The 21,688-nt window shown below is 64.7% G+C and carries 21 protein-coding genes; 10 read left to right on the top strand and 11 right to left on the bottom strand.

Annotation, left to right across the window (positions count from 1 at the left end; translation table 11 throughout):
• Window positions 1-106 precede the first annotated feature (106 nt).
• From BTH42_RS15845 to BTH42_RS15810, 8 genes are all read left to right on the top strand, one after another.
• Window positions 107-1,483: an MFS transporter gene (locus tag BTH42_RS15845; protein ID WP_075301018.1), complete on the top strand. Its 1,377-nt coding sequence runs from the start codon at window positions 107-109 to the stop codon at window positions 1,481-1,483.
• 124 nt (window positions 1,484-1,607) lie between these two features.
• Window positions 1,608-2,039, top strand: coding sequence for a hypothetical protein (locus BTH42_RS15840; protein ID WP_075301016.1), 432 nt, complete (start codon window positions 1,608-1,610; stop codon window positions 2,037-2,039).
• Window positions 2,040-2,218: 179 nt separating this feature from the next.
• The gene (locus BTH42_RS15835) at window positions 2,219-3,718 is read left to right on the top strand and encodes an aldehyde dehydrogenase family protein (protein ID WP_075301169.1); all 1,500 of its coding nucleotides are present in this window, start codon (window positions 2,219-2,221) and stop codon (window positions 3,716-3,718) included.
• A gap of 65 nt (window positions 3,719-3,783) precedes the next feature.
• Window positions 3,784-4,725: a helix-turn-helix domain-containing protein gene (locus tag BTH42_RS15830; protein WP_075301014.1), complete on the top strand. Its 942-nt coding sequence runs from the start codon at window positions 3,784-3,786 to the stop codon at window positions 4,723-4,725.
• A 280-nt stretch (window positions 4,726-5,005) separates the two neighbouring features.
• A complete protein-coding gene (locus BTH42_RS15825) occupies window positions 5,006-6,454 on the top strand; it encodes an APC family permease (RefSeq protein WP_075301012.1) in 1,449 nt (482 codons plus the stop codon).
• Between the two features lie 166 nt (window positions 6,455-6,620).
• The gene (locus BTH42_RS15820; protein WP_178392178.1) at window positions 6,621-7,841 is read left to right on the top strand and encodes a porin; all 1,221 of its coding nucleotides are present in this window, start codon (window positions 6,621-6,623) and stop codon (window positions 7,839-7,841) included.
• Window positions 7,842-8,073: 232 nt separating this feature from the next.
• A complete protein-coding gene (locus BTH42_RS15815; RefSeq protein ID WP_075301008.1) occupies window positions 8,074-9,375 on the top strand; it encodes an FAD-binding oxidoreductase in 1,302 nt (433 codons plus the stop codon).
• A 35-nt stretch (window positions 9,376-9,410) separates the two neighbouring features.
• Entirely contained in the window at window positions 9,411-9,779 is a 369-nt protein-coding gene (locus BTH42_RS15810) for a cupin domain-containing protein (RefSeq protein WP_075301006.1), read from the top strand.
• A gap of 135 nt (window positions 9,780-9,914) precedes the next feature.
• Here the strand turns inward: BTH42_RS15810 and BTH42_RS15805 are convergent, their stop codons facing one another.
• The 10 genes from BTH42_RS15805 to BTH42_RS15760 all read right to left on the bottom strand — a co-directional run bounded on the left by BTH42_RS15805 (window position 9,915) and on the right by BTH42_RS15760 (window position 19,449).
• A complete protein-coding gene (locus tag BTH42_RS15805) occupies window positions 9,915-10,622 on the bottom strand; it encodes an ABC transporter ATP-binding protein (protein WP_075301004.1) in 708 nt (235 codons plus the stop codon).
• A complete protein-coding gene (locus tag BTH42_RS15800) occupies window positions 10,615-11,379 on the bottom strand; it encodes an ABC transporter ATP-binding protein (protein ID WP_075301002.1) in 765 nt (254 codons plus the stop codon). Before BTH42_RS15800 ends, BTH42_RS15805 begins: the two co-directional genes overlap by 8 nt.
• Entirely contained in the window at window positions 11,376-12,389 is a 1,014-nt protein-coding gene (locus BTH42_RS15795) for a branched-chain amino acid ABC transporter permease (protein WP_083654825.1), read from the bottom strand. Before BTH42_RS15795 ends, BTH42_RS15800 begins: the two co-directional genes overlap by 4 nt.
• Complete coding sequence (locus BTH42_RS15790) at window positions 12,386-13,246, bottom strand: branched-chain amino acid ABC transporter permease (RefSeq protein ID WP_075301000.1); 861 nt, start codon at window positions 13,244-13,246, stop codon at window positions 12,386-12,388. Before BTH42_RS15790 ends, BTH42_RS15795 begins: the two co-directional genes overlap by 4 nt.
• A 165-nt stretch (window positions 13,247-13,411) precedes the next feature.
• Window positions 13,412-14,587, bottom strand: a complete 1,176-nt coding sequence (locus BTH42_RS15785; protein ID WP_083654824.1) for an ABC transporter substrate-binding protein — start codon at window positions 14,585-14,587, stop codon at window positions 13,412-13,414.
• A gap of 696 nt (window positions 14,588-15,283) precedes the next feature.
• Window positions 15,284-15,739 carry a nuclear transport factor 2 family protein gene (locus BTH42_RS15780; RefSeq protein ID WP_178392177.1) on the bottom strand — a complete coding sequence of 152 codons (456 nt, stop codon included), beginning with the start codon at window positions 15,737-15,739 and terminating at the stop codon, window positions 15,284-15,286.
• On the bottom strand, window positions 15,732-16,469 hold the full coding sequence (locus BTH42_RS15775; protein WP_075300998.1) for an alpha/beta fold hydrolase: 738 nt from the start codon (window positions 16,467-16,469) through the stop codon (window positions 15,732-15,734). The genes BTH42_RS15780 and BTH42_RS15775 overlap by 8 nt, the downstream gene beginning before the upstream one ends.
• Window positions 16,470-16,603: 134 nt before the next feature.
• Window positions 16,604-17,566 (bottom strand): Gfo/Idh/MocA family oxidoreductase, encoded by a 963-nt coding sequence (locus BTH42_RS15770; protein ID WP_075300996.1) that lies wholly within the window; start codon window positions 17,564-17,566, stop codon window positions 16,604-16,606.
• A gap of 171 nt (window positions 17,567-17,737) precedes the next feature.
• The gene (locus tag BTH42_RS15765) at window positions 17,738-19,081 is read right to left on the bottom strand and encodes an RNA polymerase sigma factor (protein WP_083654822.1); all 1,344 of its coding nucleotides are present in this window, start codon (window positions 19,079-19,081) and stop codon (window positions 17,738-17,740) included.
• On the bottom strand, window positions 19,081-19,449 hold the full coding sequence (locus BTH42_RS15760; protein ID WP_075300994.1) for a YciI family protein: 369 nt from the start codon (window positions 19,447-19,449) through the stop codon (window positions 19,081-19,083). The genes BTH42_RS15765 and BTH42_RS15760 overlap by 1 nt, the downstream gene beginning before the upstream one ends.
• A 285-nt stretch (window positions 19,450-19,734) precedes the next feature.
• On the opposite strand from BTH42_RS15760, the gene BTH42_RS15755 reads away from it, so the two are divergent.
• A complete protein-coding gene (locus BTH42_RS15755) occupies window positions 19,735-19,920 on the top strand; it encodes a hypothetical protein (RefSeq protein WP_075300992.1) in 186 nt (61 codons plus the stop codon).
• Window positions 19,921-19,948: 28 nt separating this feature from the next.
• Window positions 19,949-20,200 carry a hypothetical protein gene (locus BTH42_RS15750; RefSeq protein WP_075301161.1) on the top strand — a complete coding sequence of 84 codons (252 nt, stop codon included), beginning with the start codon at window positions 19,949-19,951 and terminating at the stop codon, window positions 20,198-20,200.
• A gap of 75 nt (window positions 20,201-20,275) precedes the next feature.
• Here BTH42_RS15750 and BTH42_RS15745 read toward each other — a convergent pair whose 3' ends face one another.
• The gene (locus BTH42_RS15745) at window positions 20,276-21,634 is read right to left on the bottom strand and encodes an MFS transporter (RefSeq protein WP_075300982.1); all 1,359 of its coding nucleotides are present in this window, start codon (window positions 21,632-21,634) and stop codon (window positions 20,276-20,278) included.
• Window positions 21,635-21,688 lie beyond the last annotated feature (54 nt).

Raw genomic sequence — 21,688 nt, 5'->3', positions numbered from 1 at the left:
CAAAGGTCCCGCGTGGGACCTTTGTTCATCAATAGCGAAGAGGGCGCGCAAGACGCCGGAATACGAGCGATCCGCCAACAGACGGGCGGCGCCGTGGAGACAGAAGATGGAAAAGAGCCTCGAATTCGGCGTGGCGCGCGCGTCCTATGCGCCGGCCGACGACCAGCAGATCTTCTCGAAGGTCGCCTGGCGGATCATCCCGTTCCTGTTCATCTGTTATGTGGTGTCCTTCCTGGACCGCATCAACATCGGCTTCGCGCAGTTGCAGATGAAGCACGACCTCGGCTTCAGCGATGCGATGTACGGCCTCGGCGCCGCCGTTTTCTATGTCGGCTACGTGCTGTGTGAAGTGCCGAGCAATCTGCTGCTGGCGAAATTCGGCGCGCGCAAGACCTTCACGCGAATCATGCTGCTGTGGGGTATTGCATCGGTCTGCATGATGTTCGTGTCGAAACCTTCGCACTTCTACGTACTGCGCTTCATGCTCGGCGTGTTCGAAGCGGGCTTCTTTCCGGGCATCGTGCTGTATCTGACGTACTGGTTTCCGGCCAACCGGCGTGCGGCGGTGATGTCGATTTTCTTCGCGGGCGTCGCGGTCGCGGGTGTGCTCGGCGGTCTGGTGTCGGGCTGGATCATGCGCGATATGGCCGGCGTGATGGGCCTGTACGGCTGGCAGTGGATGTTCGCGATCGAGGGCCTGCCGGCGGTGTTGCTCGCGTTCGTCGCGTTCTTCTATCTGACCGACCGGCCGCAGGACGCGAAGTGGCTCGACGCGGACGAAAAAGCCCGGCTGATCGAATTGTGCTCGGCGGACCACGCGGGCAAGAGCGGCACGCACGCAAACAGCGCAAACAGCACACATAGCGCACACAGCGCGCACGGTCTGCGCAGCCTCGCGACCGCGCTCGGCGATCCGCGTGTCTATCTGTTCGCGTTCATTTATTTCTCGCTGACCTGCGCGGCGTTGACGCTGAACTTCTGGATGCCGCTGATGATCCGCGACTTCGGCGTGAAAGACGTCATGCAGGTCAGTCTCCTCACGGTGATTCCGAATGCGATCGGCGCGGTCGGGCTGATGCTGATCGCGCGGCACTCAGACCGGATGGGCGAGCGTCGCAAGCATTTCGCGTTCTGCACGATTGCCGGCGGGATCGCATTGGCGGCGCTGACGCTGCATCTGAGCAGCCTTGCGGCGATGCTGGGGATTCTGTCGATTGCGGCGGTGCTGATCTTTGCCGCGCTGCCGATCTTCTGGGCGGTGCCGCCGAGCTATCTGGCGGGCCATACCGCCGCCGCGGGGATCGCGCTGATCAGCAGTATCGGCATTACCAGCGGGATCGTCAGTCCGTGGGTGATCGGCCAGATTCGCACGACGACCGGCAGCATGGATCTCGCGTTCTATCTGCTCGCGGCACTGCTGGTGATGAGCGGCGTCGCGTTGATGCTGGGCGTCAAGCGGGAGCCGCGCGCGGCGCGTCGATAAAGGTCGGCGCACGGACCGGACTCGCGCCGTTGCCGATCCGTGCTAGCGCCCGCGCGCGCGTCCCGCCTAAGCTTGCCTGTCCGCAAGCCGCATCGTTGCGCTTGCGTCTGGAGGAGCTACCGGCATGATCGATTCGTTTCCCGTCGCCAGTCTGGACCACGATCTGGCCGACGCCGGCATGTTGCTGTTCGCGCTCGCCGCGACGCCGGTCGTGCCGGCCGTTGAACGCGGCTGGTTCCGGCGTCGCGCGCACGCGTGTGCAACCGTGATCTCGCGTGAAGAGGATGTCTCCGATGTGCTGCTGCGCTTGCCGCAAAGCTGGAACATCGTCGACGGCGCGCGTTGCAAGGGGCTGCACGACGACGAGGATATCGTCGCCAGCGATCCGCGCTTCGACCACGGTTGCGACCCGCGCAGTTTCGCGATCGTGGCGCACGCCGGCGGCGAACGCTTCGCGATGCTAATGATGGTCAACGCCGCCGAGGCGGTGCTGATGCCCGAGCGGCTGTTTCGCAAGGAGCAGTCGTTCGAGCGTTGCGTGTTCGAGCGCGAGTAAGCCGATCCGCGTATCGACCGCTCACGGCACCTGCTCCGACGAATGTTTACCCGCGTATCGCAAGCCGCTGCCGATTTGCGCTAACGCGCGGCCGGCGCGGCTCATAAAGTCATTCGCGGGAGCCGCGCGCGCAGCGCAGCGGTTCGATGACCCAGTCAGACGAGACAGCGAACATGACCATCACCAGTGAAACGAAGATCGCCATCGATGCGCGCGTGCGCGCGTTCATCGCGCAGCAACACGGTTTATTCATCGACGGCGCGCCGTGCGCCGCGCATTCGACGCGGCGGCTCGACGTGTTCGACCCGTCGAGCGGCCAGGTACTGACGAGCGTGGCGGACGCGGACGCGAGCGATGTCGAGCGCGCGGTGGCGAGTGCACGCGCGGCATTCGAGCAGCGCGTGTGGAGCGGGCTGCGTCCCGCCGATCGAGAGCGCATTCTGCTGCGTCTCGCCGATGTGCTCGAAGCGCACGCGGAAGAACTCGCACAACTGGAGACGCTGAATCAGGGCAAGTCGATCAATATCGCGCGCGCGATCGAGGTCGGCGCGAGCGTCGAATACGTGCGCTACATGGCCGGCTGGGCGACCAGGCTCGGCGGCGAAACGCTCGACGTGTCGATTCCGTTTCCGCCGGGCGCGCGCTATACCGCGTTCACGCGCAAGGAGCCGGTCGGCGTGGTCGCCGGCATCGTGCCGTGGAATTTTCCGTTGATGATCGCGGTGTGGAAGCTGATTCCCGCGCTCGCGGCCGGTTGCACGATCGTGATCAAGCCGTCGCCGGAAACGCCGCTGAGCGCGCTGCGGCTTGCCGAACTGGCGATAGAAGCGGGCGTACCGGCGGGCGTGTTCAATGTCGTGACCGGCGGGCGCGAATGCGGCGCGGCGCTCGCCGCGCATCGCGGCATCGCGAAGATTTCGTTCACCGGTTCGACGCCGACCGGCAAGCTGATCGGCGCGGCCGCCGTGCAGAACATGACGCGCTTCTCGCTCGAACTGGGCGGCAAGAATCCCGCGGTGATGCTCGCGGATGTCGACATCGATCAGGCGGTGCAGGGCGCGCTCGCCGGTGGCTTTCTGAATCAGGGGCAAGTGTGCGCGGCGGTCTCGCGCATCTACGTGCATCGCAGCAAGTACCGGCAGATCGCCGACGGTCTCGCCGACATCGCGCGCTCGATGACGCTCGGCCCCGGCCTCGATCCGCACGCGCAGATCAATCCGCTGGTGTCGGCGCAGCATCGCGCGCGTGTCGAAGAACATATCGCGCGGGCGCGCGCCGAAGGGCTGCGTTTTCTCGCCGGCGGCACGCCGGTCGACGCGCCCGGCTATTACGTGCGGCCGACGGTGATCGCCGACGTGCCGGCCGATGCAAACATCATTCGCGACGAAGTATTCGGCCCGGTACTCGCGCTCGTGCCGTTCGACGATCCGCAAGATGCGCTCAGGCTCGCGAACGATTCGCCGTACGGGCTCGCCGCGAGTTTGTGGACCAACGATCTGCGCGCGGCGATGAATCTGATTCCGCAAATCGACGCCGGCACCGTCTGGGTCAATTGCCACGTGCCGCTCGATCCGTCGATGCCGTTCGGCGGCTACAAGCAATCGGGAATCGGCCGCGAATTCGGCAAATACGCGGTCGAAGGTTTCACCGAAACGAAGTCGGTTTGTATCGCGCACTGAGCCGTTTTGAGCGCTTGCCGCGGCTTTTGTTCGGTTAACATTGGCGGGATTCAGGAGAGAAGGCGATGGAGTTCAAAGTCAGCTCGCTTGCCGATGTGCACGATCATTCGCTCGCGGTGAACGGCTGGGAACAGGTCTATCGGCAGATGACGCCGGGCCGTTTCGAGAGCCGGCTGGTGCAGGCCACCTCGGCGGAATTTCATTTTTTCCGCGAATCGACCAACCGGCGCATCGTTCAGGCCGGCGTTTCGCCGGCCGGTTTCGCATCGATTGCGGTGCCGCTGTGCGCGCCGCTTACCGGTACGTTCCAGGGGCAGCGCGTCGACGGTTTCGCATTGATGCTGCTCGGCCCGTGCGAGGAATTCCGTTTCTACACGCCGGAGGCGATGCATTACGTCGGCGTGAGTCTGCCGGTCGACGAGATGAACGAACTGGTCGCGATCACGATCGGCGAGGACGCCGCGCGCCAGCTGAAGCGCAATGTACTGCCGGTCAGCAATGAGACCGCGCGGATTCTCCAGACCCGCCTCGCGCCTTTTCTCGACGCGGCCGAAGCCAATCCGGCCGCGCTCGACCATCCGGTATCGAGCAAACGCTTTCAGGACGAACTGCTGAGCGTGCTGCTCGGTCTGCTCGAAAGCGCGACCGGCGCGGCGCAGCGCGATCTCACGCACGCCACCTATAGCGATATCGTCAGGCGTTGCGAGCGCATCGCGGCCGAACACACGCTGGAGCCCGTCACCGTGCTCGATCTGTGCCGCGCGCTGCGTTGCAGCCGGCGGACCCTGCAGACCAGTTTTCAGCGCGTGGCGAACGTCACGCCGGTCGAATATCTGCGGGCGATGCGCCTGAACGCGGTGCGCCGTCTGCTGCGCTCGACCAATGCGGAAGAACTGCTGATCGGCGACGCAGCCGCGCGCTATGGCTTCTCGCATCTGAGTTACTTCGCTCGCGAATATCGCGACCTGTTCGGCGAATTGCCGTCGCAAACGCCGCGCAAATTCTGAAGCATCCCTTACGTTCTGCTTTCTTCCATGCGCTGACGGCGGGCATCACGCATGCCGTTGCGCGTGTTTGCGTCGATGCATGCGCCCGCTTACAACAAAGGAATTGTCCCTGGGCAAAACCCTGGCGTCATCGTGCATTGCCAATCTGTGCTGCCGGTAGTCAATTTTGACTTTCTAAAGTCTCCAGTAACGCGGGCTCACGCGTCGATCGTGATCCGCGAACGACGCCGCGACCCGCTCAACGTCGCTTCAACGTCGCTATACCTGGAGAAAGAAACCCATGAGCGTCGCTATGGAACCCACGCCCTCGACCGAATTGCGCAAAGGCGCGCTCGGGCTGGGCTTTATCGTTTTCTTCGTTATTTCGGCCGCGGGCCCGCTGGTGGCAATCGCAGGCGGCTTGCCGATCGGCATCATGCTGGGCAATGGCGCGGGCACCCCGGCGCTGCTGGTCGCCACCGTCGCGATTCTGCTGCTGTTCGCCGCGGGTTACACCGCGATGGCGCGCCACGTGACGAATGCCGGCGGCTTTTATGCGTTCACCGCGCGGGGCCTGGGCGGCACCGCGGGCGGCGCGGCCGCGTTGATCGCGCTGCTCGGCTACAACACGATGCAAATCGGTCTGTACGGAATGTTCGGCGCGGTTTCGGCCGGCTTCATGGCGACCCATTTCGGTATCGACGCGCCGTGGTGGAGCTATTCGCTGCTGGCACTCGCGAGCATCGCGGTGTTCGGCTACCGGCAGATCGATCTGTCGGCGAAAGTTTTGTCGCTGCTGGTGCTGGGCGAATACGTGGTGGTGCTGCTGCTCGATATCGCGATTCTGCGCGCCGGGGGCAAACATGGAATCAACCTCACGTCGTTTACGCCGCGCGCATTCCTGAGCGGCACGCCCGCGCTCGGCTTTCTGTTCTGTTTCGCGACGTTCATCGGCTTCGAAGCGACCACGATCTATAGCGAGGAAGCAAAGAACCCGCAACGCACGGTGCCGCTCGCGACGTATATCTCGGTGCTGCTGATCGGCGCGTTCTACTGCTTTTCGGTGTGGTGCATGATCGTCGGCGCGGGCGCGGACGAGATCGTCAAGACGCTGACCTCGCTCGCCGACCCGACCACGTTTCTCTATTCGCTGTCGGATCACTACGCGAGCCCCGCGCTGACCACCGCGATGAGCGTGCTGTTCATCACCAGCGTCTATGCCGGCCTGCTCGCGTTTCACAACTCCGCGTCGCGCTACTTCTACGCAAGCGGCCGGGAAGGGCTGTTGCCGCAGTCGCTCGGCCGCACGCATCCGCGTCATGGCAGCCCGCATTTCGGCTCGCTTGCGCAGTCGGCGATCGCGGTGGTGGTGGTCGGCCTGTTTATCGCCGTGCATGCGGATCCGGTGCTGACGCTGTTCTCGTGGCTGACCAATCTGGCGACGCTTTGCATCATCGCGCTGATGACGCTGTCGTCCGCCGCGGTGTTCGTGTACTTCAGAGGGCGGCCGTCGCGCGACGAGGGCGTGCTGCGTGTTGCGGTGTTTCCGGTGCTGTCCGGTATCGCACTCGCGGTGGTGCTGATCCTCGCGGTCGCGAATTTTCCGCTGCTCACCGGCGCGGGCGCCACGCTGTCGTATTCGCTGACAGGTTTGCTGCCGGTGTTCGGCATTGCCGGCGCAATCGTCGCGCGACGCTTGCGGCAACGCGACCGGGCGTCGTACGAGCGCCTCGGCAGTTCGCGGCTCTAAGCGGGCCGGCCATATCGCAAGCAGGCGCTTCATGTCAGGCACCGCGCGGCGACAGACAGTCTGGTCCGCTGTTTGTTCGCGCGAGCACTGTTACTCAAACCTTTACCGTTGCGCGGCATCGACCGATGCCCGCGCGAAAATCCGTTCGTCGATAACAACCTCACTCATGAAAAAGATCTCCCACTCGAATCTCAGCTGGCTGGCCGTCGCGCTCATGAGCGCGGGGGTCTCTCACGCGTATGCGCAAAGCAGCGTGACGCTTTTTGGCACCGTCGATGCGGGCGTCGTCTATTCGACGAACCAGCAGATCACGCACGCGGACGGTTCGGTCTCCGGCGGACACGCGGTGCAGATGAGCGGCGGCAATCTGGTGCCGTCGCGCTGGGGGCTCACCGGTACCGAAGAACTGGGCGGCCCTTTAAAAGCGACGTTCTTTCTCGAGAACCAGTTCCTCACCGGAACGGGCGCGCTGCTGCAAAACGGCACGCTGTTCAATCGGCAGGCGTGGGTCGGCTTGCGCGACGAGCGGATCGGCACGCTTGGCTTCGGCCGGCAATACGATTCCTATTCGGACTTTCTCGGTGCGTACGTGTCGAGCACCAATTGGGCGACGTTGTACGGCTCGCATTTCGGCGACGTCGACAATCTGAACGAAGCGTTCAACATGAATAACGCGCTCAAGTTCACCAGCGTGAATTTCAACGGCTTCACGTTCGGCGGCACGTTCAGTCTGGGCGGCCAGGCCGGCAATTTCGCCGCGCGCCGCGGCTACTCGGTGGCCGCCGGCTATGCGCATGGACCGGTGTCGGTCAGCGCCGGCTACATGGCGCTCAACGATCCGTTCAATGCGGCGCTCGGCGGCGCGCAGGGCTATATCGGCGATATGGCGTGCGTGAACGCCGCGGCGAACTACTGCCAGTTGCAGAACGCGCGCTCGATCAAGGCGTTCGGCGCGGGCGGCTCCGTCGCATTCGGCGATGCGACCGTCGCGCTCGTCTATACGCATACGAAGCTCGAAGGCAGCCAGTACTTCGCGAGCGCGGCGGAGCCGGGCGGCCGCGATGTGTCGTTCGATATCGCCGAACTGAACGCGACTTATGCACTCACGCCGGCTTGGAATCTCGGGCTCGCCTACATCTTCAACAACGCGAAGCCGAGCGGCGCGGGCTCCACGCATTTCCATCAACTGAACCTGGGCACCAACTACGCGCTGTCGAAACGCACCGCGCTATATGCGGTCGCGATCGCGCAGAAGGCGACCGGCGAGGGGCTGGGCATCGATCCGTCGACGGGTGGCAGTGCTAACTACGCGCAGATCCCCAATCTGGTGAACAGCAATTCCGATCGCCAACTGGCGGTGATGGCCGGCGTCAGGGTGAACTTCTAGTCGTGTGTCGAGCCGCCCGCTTCGACGGCGGGCGGCTCGACGCAGTTCGAAAGGCACGCGCGCAGCTCAAGCGCGCGTAGATCGCAGTAGACGCTTGCCGATTTGTGCTCACCCTGCGGCGTGCGGCGCGCTCAGAATCAGTACACCGCAATCCGGTTGCCGCTACCGATCGCGCGATATCCGCGGCAGCGCTCCCGGCCCCCGCGGTTGCGACAGAGACAAAGGAATGACAATGCATGCAGACGAGACGGCCACGTACTACACGGCCACCAAAAAGTACGAACTGAGCTTCCCGTCGCTGGAGAACGATATCCAGGCGGACGTGGTGATCATCGGCGGCGGTTTCTCCGGCATCCATACCGCGCTCGAACTCGCGGAAAACGGCGTGACCGATGTCGTCGTGCTGGAGGCGCGCTATCTCGGCTACGGCGGCTCGGGTCGCAACGGCGGGCAGGTGATGGCGGGCATCGGTCACGACCTCGACGCGATCAAAAAAGATGTCGGCGACGAGGGCTTGCGGGCGATTTTCGCGCTGAGCGACCTCGGGCCGCAAATCATGCGCGAGCGCATCGCGAAGTACAACATCGACGCGGACTTCTGCAGCGGCTACGGTTATATGGCGTACAACCGGCGCCAGGCGCAGACGCTGCGCAATTGGGAAAAGGAATTCAAGTCGCTCGGCTCGCCGCACGAGATTCGCTATGTCGAAGGCAATGACGTGCGGCAGATTATCGGCAGCGACGTCTATCACGCGGGGCTGCTGCATATGGGCGGCGGACACGTGCATTCGCTCAACCTGCTGCTCGGCGAAGCGAAAGCGGTGTCGGACATTTATGGCGTGCGGATTTTTGAATACAGCCCCGCACTCGAGATCGCTTACGGCGATCGGATTCGCGTACGCACCGCAAAGGGTTGCGTGAGTGCCAAACGACTGGTGTGGGCGTGCGATGGTTTCAATAACAACCTCGAGCCGCAATTGCATCGCAGCACGATCAACGTGTACGCGTACAACTCGATGACCGAACCGCTGAGCGACGAGCTGATCAGGCGCATCAGTCCGATTCACGGCGCCTATAGCGATATCCGTCCGGTGATCAACTATTACCGGGTGACCAATGAGAACCGGCTGCTGTTCGGTTCGTCGACGTCGCTGGTCGAGCACATTCCGCACGATCTGAAAGAGTGGAACCGGCGCCTGATGGTCGAGGTGTTTCCGTATCTGAGCGACGTGAAGATCGATCTTGCGTGGGGCGGTCCGATGGCGTCGACGCTCAATCTGTTTCCGCAGATCGGCACGCTGGCCGATCGTCCGAATGCATTCTTCGTGCAGGGGTATTCCGGTTTCGGGGTGACGCCGAGCCAGATCATTTGCAAGATCCTCGCGGAGGGGATTCTGGGCGGTTCGGACCGGTATCGGCTGGTGAGTTCGATTCCGCGCGCGACGATCAAGGGCAAGGATCAGTATCGCAACCTGCTGGTGACGCTGGGCAAGGTGATGCATCAGACCTCCGGCTACTGGCACGGACGGCGATGATTTTGGTGTGAGCTATCTATCTGGAGAGTGTTGTTATGAGCGTGACTGCAATCAAGCTGGGTACGTCTATTTCCGAACTCGACGCGTGGGGCAGCGTGAGTGCGTTGGGCAGTGAAATCCTTAGCGACGGCGACGTCCTCGCGTACGGACGGATGACGCACGGCGCGCCGACGGATGCCACTTCGGCGGGGTACTTCGGTGCGTCGAAAGGCAAGTTCCGACTGGTCTATCCGTTCAACGAGCAGGCGACGATCGTGACCGGGGAGGTGAGGATCACTGACGAGTCGAGCGGCGAGACGCGCACTTTCCAGGCCGGCGATTCATGGTTCGTGACGAAGGGGACGTCGACGGTTTGGGATGTGTCCGGGGAGCAGGTTGTTAAGCACTATCTCGCGTTTGCGTAGGTAGGCGAGTTTCGGTAGAGCAGGGTATGCGCTGACAGAGTCCGTGGCGGACTCGGTCAGCGCATTTTTGCATTTGGAGCGCCGGATACCGGGGGCCAGGAATGGTGATCCCGGTCCCGGCAGTCCGGATAATCCTCAATGCTGCGACACCGCCAGCAACGTATCGATCTTCTCATCCTGCGCGAGCAGCTCCGCCGCGGTACTCGCATGAATCACCGAGCCGCGTTCGAGCACCACCGCATTGTGCGTAATGCTCAGCGCCTTACGCGCATTCTGCTCGACCAGAATCACCGATAAACCTTCATCGCGAATAATGTCCGACAGGATCCGCATCAACTCCTGCACGATGATCGGCGCGAGACCTTCCAGCGGTTCATCGAGTAGCAGCACCTTCGGATTGAGCATCAACGCGCGGCCAATCGCGAGCATCTGCTGCTCGCCACCGGAGAGCTGATTACCCATATTCGCGCGCCGCTCCTGCAAACGCGGAAACATCTTATAGATGCGCGCCAGATCCCACGGCCCGGGAACCGCAATCGCGGTCAGATTCTCCTCGACCGTCAGCGACTTGAAGATATTGCGTTCCTGCGGCACCCAGCCGATTCCGGCCAACGCGCGCTGATGCGGCTTGAAGCCGGTGATGTCCGCGCCATTGAGCCAGATCCGTCCGGCAAAGCGCCGCGTATGGCCGACGATCGTATTGATCAGCGTCGTCTTGCCGGTTCCGTTGCGCCCCAGCAGCGCCAACGCCTGACCTTGATCCAGCGACAGACCGATGTCCTTCAGCACCTTCGCCTCGCCGTACCCTGCGACGATTCCTTCCACCTTCAACAGCTCAGACATGTTCACTCCCCGCCAGCTCCTCACCCAGGTACACCGCCTTCACACGCGGATCGCGGGCGATCTCGGCGCAGCCGCCTTCAGTGAGCAGACCGCCGCTGACCAGCACTGAAATGCGCGTGGCAAAGTTGAACACCAGGTCCATGTCGTGTTCGATCAGCACGATCGTCACGTCCTCGGGCAACGCGGCGACGGTATTGAGAATCTCGCGGCGCTCGCCGTCCGGCACGCCCGCCACCGGTTCGTCGAGCAGCAGCACCCGCGGCTTGGCCGCCAACGCTAGCGCGATTTCGAGCAGACGCTGCTTGCCGTACGGCAGCACGCGGGTTTCGCGATGCATCGAGTCGGTCAGCTTGCACTGTTCGAGCAGCGCGCCAACCTCGTCCATCAACTCGCCGCGATGACCGAGCGCGCGCCAGAAGCGTGCGCCGAGACCGTCGCGTTCGGAGATCGCGACCGCCAGCGATTCGGCCGGCGTCATCTCCTTGAACAGCTGATTGATCTGGAACGTGCGCACGAGTCCCGCGCGCGCCCGCTGATGCACCGGCAGCGAAGTGATATCGCGGCCTTCCAGTTCGATGCGGCCCGAGCTCGGCGCGAGCACGCCGGTCAACTGATTGATCAGCGTGGTTTTGCCGGCGCCGTTCGGGCCGATCAGCGCCTGACGGGCGCCTTTCTCGACCGTGATCGATACGTCGTTGGTCGCGACGAGGCCGCCGAAGCGCTTGATCAGATTGAAGGTTTGCAGAGCGATCGTCATGCTTGACCTCCGCCGCGGCGGAACCACGTCCACGGCCGCACGAGCCGCTCATGACCGACGATCACGATGATCACCAGCAAGAGCCCGATCCAGAATTGCCAGTATTGCGGCGTGATATCCGCGAGCCAGTTCTGCATGAAGCGGAAGATCACCGCGCCGATGATCCCGCCGTACAGATAACCGGCGCCGCCGATCATCAGCATCAGCAGCACGTCGGCCGAACGGTGGAAGTCGAGCACGTCGAGCGATGCGAAGCCGGTGGTCTGCGCGAGCAGCGCGCCGGCCACGCCCGCGTAAGCGGCGCTCAGCGTATAGACGGCGGTACGGCGCAGATTGACCGGCACGCCCATCGCGGCCGCGCGCAGCGGATTCTGGCGGATCACCTGCAGCGACATCCCGAACGGCGACTTCACGACCGCGCGCGCCAGCACGAACAGCACGAACAGCGTGACGATCGAGTAGCTGTACGCGACCTTGCCGAAGATATCGAACTCGACGTGCCCGAACAGCGGCACCATCGGCACGCCGGTCAGGCCGTCGGCGCCGCCGGTGAGCCAGCCCAGCTTGTTCGCGAGTTCATGCAGGATCGACGCGACGCCGAGCGTCACCATCAGCCGCGTGAGGTCGGAGCCGCGCATCACCAGCACGCTCGTGACGAGGCCGGCGAACGTCGCGACCCCGCACGCAATCAGCATCCCTGACAGCGGGTCCATGTTGAAGTGCTTGGCCAGCAGCGCCGCCGTGTAGGCGCCCAGACCGAAGAACGCCGCATGACCGAGCGACACGATGCCGGTATAGCCGAGGATCAGATCGAGCGACACCGCGAACAGCGCGAGAATCGCCATTTCGTTGAGCAGCAGGTAGTTGTCGTTCGGCACCACGCAGGCGCCGAGCGCGACGACCCAGAAGGCGATTTCCGCGGGCCGCCAGCGCGACCAGCGCCGGCCGATCGTGCGCACGTCGGGCGCCGGCGCCGGGGTGCTTATTTGAGTGGAAGTTGCGGACTTCATTTGCCCCCCGCCCTGACGAAAAGACCTTGTGGCCGCCACATCAGGGTGATGATCATGACGCCGTAGATGATGAATGCCCCCAGATCGGGGATGTAGTACTTGCCGGCGACATCCGCGATGCCGAGCAGCAGCGACGCGAGCAGCGGACCGGTGAGCGAGGTCGTGCCGCCGACCGCGACCACCACCAGGAAATAGATCATGAACTTGAGCGGAAAGATCGGATCGAGACCGAGCATGTTCGCGCCGAGCGCACCGCCGAGACCGGCGAGACCCGAACCGAACGCGAAGGTCGTCAGGAACACGAAATTGATGTTGATGCCGAGACCGCTGGCTGCGCGCGGATCGTCGACCGACGCGCGCAAGCGGCTGCCGAAACGGGTTTTGGTGAGGATCAGTTGCAGCGCGACGACCAGCACCACGCACACCAGAATCACGAACAGCCGGTAGTAACCGATGCCGATGCCGGCGAACACGGTGCGGCCTTGCAGCCATTGCGGCAGATTCAGGAACTGCTGGGTCGAGCCCATGAAGTAGTCGACCGTCGCGATGCCCATGAAGGTCAGGCCGATCGTAAACAGCACCTGGTTCAGTTCGGACTGCCCGTATACACGCTTGTACAGCGTGCGTTCGAGAATCCCGCCGAGCACCGCCGACGCGACGAACGCGATCGGCAATGCGCACAGAAAGGGCACGCCCAGACGCGACATCGCGAGCACGGCGGCGTAGCCGCCCACCATCGCGAACGCGCCGTGCGCGAGGTTGACGAAGTTCATCAACCCGAGCGTGATGGCCAGACCGCTGGCCAGCACGAACAGCAGCATGCCGTAAGCAATACCGTCGAAGAGAATGGTTAGCATAAGTGTGTGAAACCGAAGCGCCGCACCGCTCGCGAGGTGACGCGGGCGAGCCGTGCGGCGGGCAAATCGGAAAAGCCTGGTACGACTTAGCGTGCTATCAAGCGTGCTGTGAAGCTCGCCGTGAAGCTTGCTATGAAGCTCGCTATGAAGCGTGCGATCGGGCGCTTACTTGATCTTGGCCGGATCCTTGACGGCTTCGATCTTGTCGAACGGCACGTTGAACAACTGGCCGTTCACGCGCTCGGTGCGGGTGATGTACACGTTCTGGATCATTTCACGCGTCTGCGCATCGAGCTGCACCGGGCCGCGCGGGCTCGCCCATTTCTGGCCCTTCATCGCGGCCAGCAGCTTGTCGCCGTTGGTGTCGCCCTTGGTCGCCTGCAACGCGGTGTAGATCACCTGCATCCCGTCGTAGCCGCCGACGCTGTGGAAGTTCGGCCGCAGGTTCGGGTTGGCCTTCTCGAACGCGGCGACGTACGCGCGGTTCTCGGGGTTATCGAGCGCGGCCGTGTAGTGCATCGAGGTCACCGCGCCGAGCGCGACGTCGCCCATGCTGTTCAGGATGTCGTCGTCGACCACGTCGCCGGTGCCGATCAGTTTGATGCCCTGTTTGGCAAGGCCGCGCTCGGCGAACTGCTTCATGAACACCGCGCCCGCGCCCGACGGCACGAAGATGAACAGCGCATCGGGCTTCAGATCGGCCACTTTCTGCAGGAACGGCGAGAAGTCCGGGTTGGCGACCGGCACGCGCAGTTGCTCGACGACGCTGCCGCCTTCCGATTCGAACACCTTCTTGAACGAGTTCTGCGCATCGATGCCGGGACCGTAGTCGGCGACCAGCGAGACGACCTTCCTGATGCCGTTCTTCGGCGCCCAGCGCGCGATGCCGAGCGTGTTCTGCGGCAGCGTGAAGCCGGTGCGCACGATGTACGGCGACTGCTCGGTGATCATCGCGGTGGCCGCGGCCATCACGATCATCGGCACCTTCGCCTGGGTCGCGAGCGGCGCGGCGGCGAGCGCGAGCGGCGTCAGGCCGAAGCCGGCCAGCACCGCGACGTGATCCTTGACGATCAGCTCCTGGGCGAGACGCTTGGTGGTGTCGGGAACGTTGGTGTCGTCCTTCAGGATCACCTGGATCTTCTTGCCGGCGACCGTATCGCCATGCTGGGCCATGAACAGTTTGACCGCCGCGTCGATCTGGCGGCCGGTCGACGCGAACGGGCCGCTCATCGGCACGATCAGGCCGATCTTGACGACATCGTCCGCGTGGGCGAACAGGCTCGAACCGGCGAGCGTGAGGGCGGCTGCGGCCTTCAGCAGAGTGCGCTTCTTGATTTCCATCAGGTCTCCTGGCTAACAAAATCACGTCACAACGATTGAAAATCGGATCCCGGCGCCGTGTTTTCTGGATGGCTGTTGGCGGGATCCGGCATAACGGTGCGTTGCCCCGTAATGCGGGGGCGCGGCTAGGTGGTCGGCTGGGGCGGGGCGATGTTGCACGCGCGCTCGAACGGCGCCTGAGCGGCTCGGGTGGTGAACGGCGTGACGCTGGTCATCTCGCATCGAAACATCGGTTGTCCCCTCGACGGAGGCCTTTCGGTTGTGGCCTTGGTTTAGCTGTGACCGGCCCTGTAATTGATATGGTCGCCGGCCGGCTGCAGCCAGCACGATAAGCATGCGCAGCGCGGCTTGAAAGAGCGGGTTAACCACATACGTAATTTGCGCGCCTGTAAGGTAAGCCGATACGGGTAGTCGGGTGCTCGCGCTTGAGCGTCTGCAAGCCGCGTGCGATAAGGCTTTGAGCGATATCGGCGGGACCGTTGCGAGGGCGTATGCTGGGGCGGTTTATGTCACCCCGATAAACAGATTCGATTCCCGCTGAAAGGAATCGCAACCCTGCCGGGCGGCCTTCAGGGGACGCGAGGAGGTTGGAGCGGGCGCGTCGACACGCGCGGAGTTTGCGGCGCTGAAGTATTGCTCGCGCGGCAGCGGCAAGCCGGCCGCGTGCCGCGCGGTTTTCTAGAGGACGCGTCCGCCTCAGGGACGAGCGACGAACAGCTCGAACGACGCGACGCGTTTACCGATGCGCCACGCGCCGTCGATGAACACGAATTCGTCATCGAAGCGCCCGACGATCTGCTGGCCGCGCGACGGTCGTCCGAACGGGCCGGGCGCGTCGTCGGTGCTGCCGCTCCACAGCAGCACCTGGGTCGTGGCGGTGGCGTGCTCCGCTTTGATCCCGGTGAAGTTCGACGCGAAGATCAGATGCCGGCTGATGCGATCGGCCGGCCGCGCCGCATACGACGCGACGATCGCATCGCAGCCGCTGAGCGTCGCGCCGTTCGGGCGGACCAGCAGCGCGTCGCTGGAGAAGACTCCGGACAGCGCGGCGAAGCGGCCGCCGTCGACCAGCTCCGCGGCCTTGATCACGAGCGCGCGACACGCGTGCTCGGCGAGCAGCGCGGCGACAGGATCGAGTTTGTCGTCAGTCACCGGCCACCTCCTGTTCGAGCGCCCATTGCACCCATTCGACCAGCACCGCGGTGACCTCGGCGGGGCGTTCCATCGTCGACATATGGCCGCTGTGTTCGATCGCGCGCAGCCGCGAGCCCGGCATCAGCGCGTGCATCTCTTCGTGACGCGCGAGCGGACTCCAGCGGTCTTCGCTGCCGCACGCGAGCAGCGCCGGACAACGGATCTCGCCGAGCAACGTGCCCGCATCGGGACGGTTAAGCAGCGCGTCGATCTGCGCGGCGAATTTCTCCGGCGTGCTGCGCTCGATCATGTCGAGAATCGAGCGATAGAGGTCCGAGCCCAGCCGGTCGGGATGCACCATGCCCGGTGCCCATTGTTCGCCCATCGCGCGCATCCCTTCGGCGCGCGCGAGTTCGAGCAGCGCGAGTCGTTTCGCGCGCTCGGCGTCGCCGGCCTCGCCGCTCGCGCGCGCTTCGTAACCGGTGTCGAGCAGCGCGAGGCCGGCTACGCGTTCCGGTGCGCGGCGCAACACTTCGAGCGCGACGCGGCCGCCCATCGAATGACCGGCCACCAGCAGGCGCCCGGCGGGCACCGAGGCGAGCACGTGTTCGGCCATCGCGCCGATCGAGTCGCGCAAGCCGTAGTCGGGGACATGGCACTGCCCGAATTCGCCGAGCGCGGAAAGTTGATCGGTCCACACTGCTTTGTCGCAGAGTAGACCCGGCAGCAGAACGATTTGCATAGCCATAAAAGTTGCCCGTGTCTCCGTGTGTTTAAGTCAGAAGGGCCGCTTCGCGGCGAAGCGGCCGGGTTCGACATTTCGTTTCGTTTGATTTCATTTCAGCAGGCGCAAATGCGTGAGCACACACGCACCTGAACGCGTCACTCCCGCAACTGCCGCTCCAGCGAATCGAGCACCTCGTAGCAGGGCAGCACCTGCGCGACGCTCGCATTGGGCTCGCGCTTCTCAAGAATCGCCGCGACGAATTCGCGGTCCTGCAACTCGATCCCGTTCATCGATACATCGACGTTCGACACGTCGATCCGTGCGTCCCGGCCGTCGAACAGGTCGTCGTAACGCGCGACGTAGGTGCCGCTGTCGCCGATATAGCGAAACAACGTGCCGAGCGGCCCGTCGTTGTTGAACGACAGACTCAGCGTGCAGATTGCGCCGTTCTCCGCCTTCAGCTGGATCGACATATCCATCGCGATGCCGAGCGTCGGATGCAGCGGACCGGCGAGCGCGTTCGCCTTCACGATCGGACTGCCGCATTGATACGCGAACAGATCGACTGTGTGCGCGGCGTGATGCCAGAGCAGGTGATCGGTCCAGCTGCGCGGCTGGCCGAGCGCATTGATATTGGTGCGGCGGAAAAAGTAGGTCTGCACGTCCATCTGCTGCAACTGGAATTCGCCGCGCGCGATGCGCTGGCGTATCCATTGATGGCTCGGGTTGAAGCGGCGCGTATGTCCGCACATCGCGACGAGGCCGGTCGCGCGTTGCAGGCCGACGACCTCGCGCGCATCGTGCAGCGAATCGGCGAGCGGAATCTCGGCCTGAACGTGCTTGCCCGCTTTCAGGCAGGCGAGCGCCTGGCTCGCGTGCAGCGGCGTCGGCGTGCACAGGATCACCGCGTCGACATCGTCGCGGGCGAGCGCGTCGTTCAGATCGTCGCTCACGTGCGGGATGCGGTAGCGCGCGGCGATCTCGTGCGCATCGTCCGGATTGCGGGTGACCAGCGACGTGACTTCGGCGTTCTCGATACTTTGCAGGCCGTCCAGATGCTTGATGCCGAACGCGCCGGCACCGACGAGCGCGATTCTGACTTTGCGGTTGCTTTCCATCTGCGCAGCGTTCTCTGACAGGAATCGTCCACCAGGGTGGCGCGACATTGAGGAGCGATTCGCCCGGTGCGCCGCGTGACGGCGGCCCGGGCGAACAGGGAGCACAAGATTAGCGTCTTATCGGCCGGCGCGCTTGCCGCGATAAACAGGTTATGGGGCGGACAAAGCAGTTTAGATCGGTGAGCCCCTTGCCAATTCGCTGCGTCTGCGCTGCAAAAAGCGCCGCGCGGCCGGATCGCGTTCGAGGCCGATCGCGAGATCGTAGGCGGCGAGCGCTTCAAGGGTCGCGCCGGCGCGCGCGAGCAGATCGGCGCGCGCGGCCCAGTACGGCTGGTACTCGGCGAGTCGCGGATCGTCCGCGTACGGCGCGAGCGCGTCGAGCGCGGCTTGCGGGCCGTCGCGTTCGGCCAGCGCGAGCGCGCGGTTCACCGCGACGACCGGCGACGCGGTAATCGCAAACAACGCGTCGTAAAGCTGCACGACCTCGTTCCAGTTCGCGCGACCGCTCTGGCAACGATGCACGTGCGCGGACTGCAACGCCGCTTCCAGCTGAAAACGGCCGATCGCGTGGAAGGTGCTCGCGCGCGTGAGCAGCGCGTCGGCGGCGTCGAGCAGCGGCGCGTTCCAGCTCGCCGGGTTCTGCGCGGACAGCGGCACGTAGTCGCCGGCCGCATCGCGTCGCGCGGCCCGGCGCGCATGCGCGTACAGCATCAGCGCGAGCAGGCCGAGCGTTTCGGGCTCGTCGGGCATCAGTTCGGCGAGCAGTTGCGCGAGAAACAGCGCCTCGCCGGCGAGATCGCGGCGCTCGACATCGTCGCCGAGCGGATCGGTCCAGCCTTCCGCGTATGCGGCATACACCGCTTCGAGGACCGCGGCGAGACGGCCGGGCAACTCGTCGCGCTCGGGCACGCTGAACGGGATGCCGGCGGCGCGAATCTTGTGCTTCGCGCGCACGAGGCGCTTGCTGATCGCCGCCGGCGACAGCAGAAACGCCGACGCGATCGTCTTCGCGTCGAGACCGAGCACCACCTGCAACATCAGCGGCGTGCGGATCGCCGGTTCGAGCGCCGGGTGCGTGCATGCGAACAGCAACGCGAGGCGCTGATCGGGCAGCGCGCCGGCTTCGTGCGCGTCGATTTCGTCGGCGAGGATCAGCAGCTGGTTCGCGACTTCGTCGCCGGTGTGGCGATGGCGCGCGCCGTCGATCGCCCGGCGGCGCGCGACCGTCATCAACCATGCTTCCGGATTGGCCGGGCAGCCGCGCGCCGGCCAGTCGGCGAGGGCGGCCGCGAACGCGTCGGCGAGCGCGTCTTCGGCCGCGGCGACGTCGCGCGTGCGCATCGCCAGCAGCGCGACGAGCTTGCCATAGCTGCGGCGCGCGACCGCCTCGGCGGTCGCGCGGGCGGCGTGGGTGGCGTGAGAGTCGGCTTCGGCGTTTGCGCTGGCGTCTGCATTGGCATTGGCCTGCGCCTCAGCTTCGCCGCCCGCATCACCCGCGCCGCTGCGCCGGTTCATCAGGCGTTACGCGCATCGTACGGCGCGGTCCACACCGGACGCACTTCCATCCGCCCATGCGCGGCGCCCGGGCAGCGCGACGCCCACGTGATCGCCGCATCGAGATTCGGCACGTCGACGAGGTAATAGCCGGCGAGCTGCTCCTTCGAATCGGAGAACGGCCCGTCGAGCACCTGCGGCTTGCCGTCGACGAGCTGCACCGTGGTCGCGGTCCCCGACGGTTGCAGCCGGTTCGCGCCGACCAGCGCGCCGGCCTTCTGCAACGACTCGGTGTACGCGTGATACGCGGCCACGCCTTGTTGCCGTTCGGCATCGGTCATCTGGTTCCAGCGGGTTTCTTCCGAATAGATCATCAACAGGTATTGCATCTGAGCCTCCGTCATGGGATTGAGGCGGGTCAATTGAATCGGTCCGCCACTTCAATGACGCGCGGGCCGCGTGCCGATGGACAGGGCGGTCGAAAAAAATGGAGCGCCGGTTGACGCGCTGCCGGCAAGCCGGTGTCGACCCACTCATGGATGGTAGTGCATCGCGCCCGCACGGCGCGCAGGCGAGGGGCCGCGCCCGCGCGGTTGCACCCGTTACTTTCGGACACACTTCGTTGCGGATCGGAATATGCGGGCCTTCTAGAATTCGGGTCACGGAGAACAAACATGCTCAAACTTCTATCTGTCCTGGCCCTTGCGGCCACCCTGTCGGGCTGTATCGTCGCCCCGCCTTATGGTTATGCGCCCGCGCCGGCGCCCGTCTATGGCTATGCGCCGGGTTACTACGCGGCGCCGGTCGTCGATGTCGGCGTGGGAGTCGGCTTCGGCGGCGGCCGCGGCTGGCACCGTTGAGATCACTGATATCGCCGAGATCGGAATGATGAAAAAGACCCGGATTGCCCTGATCCTCGCCACGCTGACCGCGCTCAGCCCGCTCGCTCACGCGAGCGTGTCGAGCGGCGCGCATCAGTTCAAAAGCGATGTAAAGACGGCCGGCCGCAACACCGGCCATGCGGTGCGCGATGGCGCACACGCGGTCGGCCACGGCTTTAAATCGGCGGGCCACGCGGTCGCCGACGCGACCCGCCACGGTTATCACGCGACCAGAAAGTTTGTGACCGGCCACGCGTGAACCGCGCCTTGAACCTCGTTCTGAACCGCGTGGCCCGCTCGTCCCGCGTGGCGCCGCCCGATCGCCACGCGCCCGTCAATGCGACAGCGCATCCTTAACGACCGGCCCGGTCTTCGCGCCGCCGCACATCGCCATCGCGACCAGCAGCAGCGCCGATAACGCAGCCGGCACCGCCACCGCCAGAAAGATGTCGCCGTTCGACCAGTTGCGGCGAATCAGTTCGCCGCCCAGCACCGGCCCGACGATCGAGCCGATCCGCCCGATCCCCAGACTCCAGCCGATTCCGGTAGAGCGCAGCGTGGTCGGATAGTAGGTCGCGGCCAGCGCATTGACGGCCGGCTGACCGCCGACGATGCAGAACCCCGTCACCAGCACCGCCGCGAACAGCAGCGGCAGCGCGATGTTCGGCTGGCCGATCGTCGCGATCGTGACCGCGGCGACGAGGAACGACGGCACCAGCATCTTGAAGAAGCCGACCCGGTCGATCACCGGTCCCATCAGCACGGTGCCGAGCACGCCGCCCACCTGCAACGTGGTGCCGACCAGCACGGCGGTCTGCGTGGACATGCCGGTGCCGGCGGCGATCGTCGGCAGCCAGTTCGACAGGAAGTACAGGTTCAGCAGATTCATGAAGTTGACGACCCACAGCAGCACCGTGACCAGCGCGCGGCCGTGGCGGAACAGCTCGCCGACCGGCGCGCCCGAGTGCCGCTGCTCGGTGATCGCATAGCGGGTGTTCGCATCGATCCGCGCGGCCGGCGCGATCCGCCGCAGCGACTGCGCGACCGTGTCGAGCTTGCGGCCCTTGAGCACCATGAACTGCAGCGACTCGGGCACCAGCCAGTACATCAGCGCGGCCATCAGCAGCGGGACCGCGGCGCCGAGGTAGAACACCGAGCGCCAGCCGAACGCGGGAATCATCGCCGCGGACAGCAGGCCGCCGAGCACCGCGCCGAGCGTGAAGCCGCACGACACCAGCATCATCAGCGTTACGCGCTTGCGCTTCGGGCTGTATTCGCCGGCCAGCGCCATCGCGTTCGGCATGATCCCGCCGAGCCCGAGACCGGTGATGAAGCGCACCACCTCCAGCTGCGTGATCGTGGTGGTCCAGACAGTGGCCAGCATGCAGATCGAAAAGAACAGCGTCGCGCCGATCAGCACCGGCCGCCGGCCGATCTTGTCGGCGAGAACGCTGAGCGCGAGCGAACCGATCAGCATCCCGAACAATCCGGCGCCGAATACCTTGCCGAGTTCGGCCTTGCTGATGCCCCATTCGTGAATGATCGCCGGGGCCACGAAGCCCATTGCCTGGACGTCGAAGCCGTCGATCACGACGGCCATGCCGACCAGCACCAGAATGCCGACCTGAAAGCGGCTGAGCGGGTTCGCGTCGATCAGCTCGCGGATATCGACGGACTGTGCGGGTGTGTTCATCTCGGGTGTCTCCTGTGCGTCTCGCTCGGGTCTGCTGTACCCGGCGAGCCGTTG

Source organism: Burkholderia sp. SRS-W-2-2016 (assembly GCF_001931485.1).
Taxonomy (GTDB): domain Bacteria; phylum Pseudomonadota; class Gammaproteobacteria; order Burkholderiales; family Burkholderiaceae; genus Paraburkholderia.
The sequence above is the reverse complement of the archived record's forward strand: the minus strand, read 5'-3'. Positions and strand labels throughout refer to the sequence as shown.

What these genes read in the sequence shown, in the direction of transcription:
- BTH42_RS15805 (WP_075301004.1), bottom strand. Translation starts at nt 10,622, where the DNA reads ATGTCTGAGCTGTTGAAGGTGGAAGGAATCGTCGCAGGGTACGGCGAG.
- BTH42_RS15765 (WP_083654822.1), bottom strand. Translation starts at nt 19,081, where the DNA reads ATGAACCGGCGCAGCGGCGCGGGTGATGCGGGCGGCGAAGCTGAGGCG.
- BTH42_RS15790 (WP_075301000.1), bottom strand. Translation starts at nt 13,246, where the DNA reads ATGCTAACCATTCTCTTCGACGGTATTGCTTACGGCATGCTGCTGTTC.
- BTH42_RS15750 (WP_075301161.1), top strand. Translation starts at nt 19,949, where the DNA reads ATGAAAAAGACCCGGATTGCCCTGATCCTCGCCACGCTGACCGCGCTC.
- BTH42_RS15775 (WP_075300998.1), bottom strand. Translation starts at nt 16,469, where the DNA reads ATGGCTATGCAAATCGTTCTGCTGCCGGGTCTACTCTGCGACAAAGCA.
- BTH42_RS15840 (WP_075301016.1), top strand. Translation starts at nt 1,608, where the DNA reads ATGATCGATTCGTTTCCCGTCGCCAGTCTGGACCACGATCTGGCCGAC.
- BTH42_RS15745 (WP_075300982.1), bottom strand. Translation starts at nt 21,634, where the DNA reads ATGAACACACCCGCACAGTCCGTCGATATCCGCGAGCTGATCGACGCG.
- BTH42_RS15800 (WP_075301002.1), bottom strand. Translation starts at nt 11,379, where the DNA reads ATGACGATCGCTCTGCAAACCTTCAATCTGATCAAGCGCTTCGGCGGC.
- BTH42_RS15785 (WP_083654824.1), bottom strand. Translation starts at nt 14,587, where the DNA reads ATGGAAATCAAGAAGCGCACTCTGCTGAAGGCCGCAGCCGCCCTCACG.
- BTH42_RS15820 (WP_178392178.1), top strand. Translation starts at nt 6,621, where the DNA reads ATGAAAAAGATCTCCCACTCGAATCTCAGCTGGCTGGCCGTCGCGCTC.
- BTH42_RS15755 (WP_075300992.1), top strand. Translation starts at nt 19,735, where the DNA reads ATGCTCAAACTTCTATCTGTCCTGGCCCTTGCGGCCACCCTGTCGGGC.
- BTH42_RS15810 (WP_075301006.1), top strand. Translation starts at nt 9,411, where the DNA reads ATGAGCGTGACTGCAATCAAGCTGGGTACGTCTATTTCCGAACTCGAC.
- BTH42_RS15760 (WP_075300994.1), bottom strand. Translation starts at nt 19,449, where the DNA reads ATGCAATACCTGTTGATGATCTATTCGGAAGAAACCCGCTGGAACCAG.
- BTH42_RS15770 (WP_075300996.1), bottom strand. Translation starts at nt 17,566, where the DNA reads ATGGAAAGCAACCGCAAAGTCAGAATCGCGCTCGTCGGTGCCGGCGCG.
- BTH42_RS15830 (WP_075301014.1), top strand. Translation starts at nt 3,784, where the DNA reads ATGGAGTTCAAAGTCAGCTCGCTTGCCGATGTGCACGATCATTCGCTC.
- BTH42_RS15845 (WP_075301018.1), top strand. Translation starts at nt 107, where the DNA reads ATGGAAAAGAGCCTCGAATTCGGCGTGGCGCGCGCGTCCTATGCGCCG.
- BTH42_RS15815 (WP_075301008.1), top strand. Translation starts at nt 8,074, where the DNA reads ATGCATGCAGACGAGACGGCCACGTACTACACGGCCACCAAAAAGTAC.
- BTH42_RS15795 (WP_083654825.1), bottom strand. Translation starts at nt 12,389, where the DNA reads ATGAAGTCCGCAACTTCCACTCAAATAAGCACCCCGGCGCCGGCGCCC.
- BTH42_RS15825 (WP_075301012.1), top strand. Translation starts at nt 5,006, where the DNA reads ATGAGCGTCGCTATGGAACCCACGCCCTCGACCGAATTGCGCAAAGGC.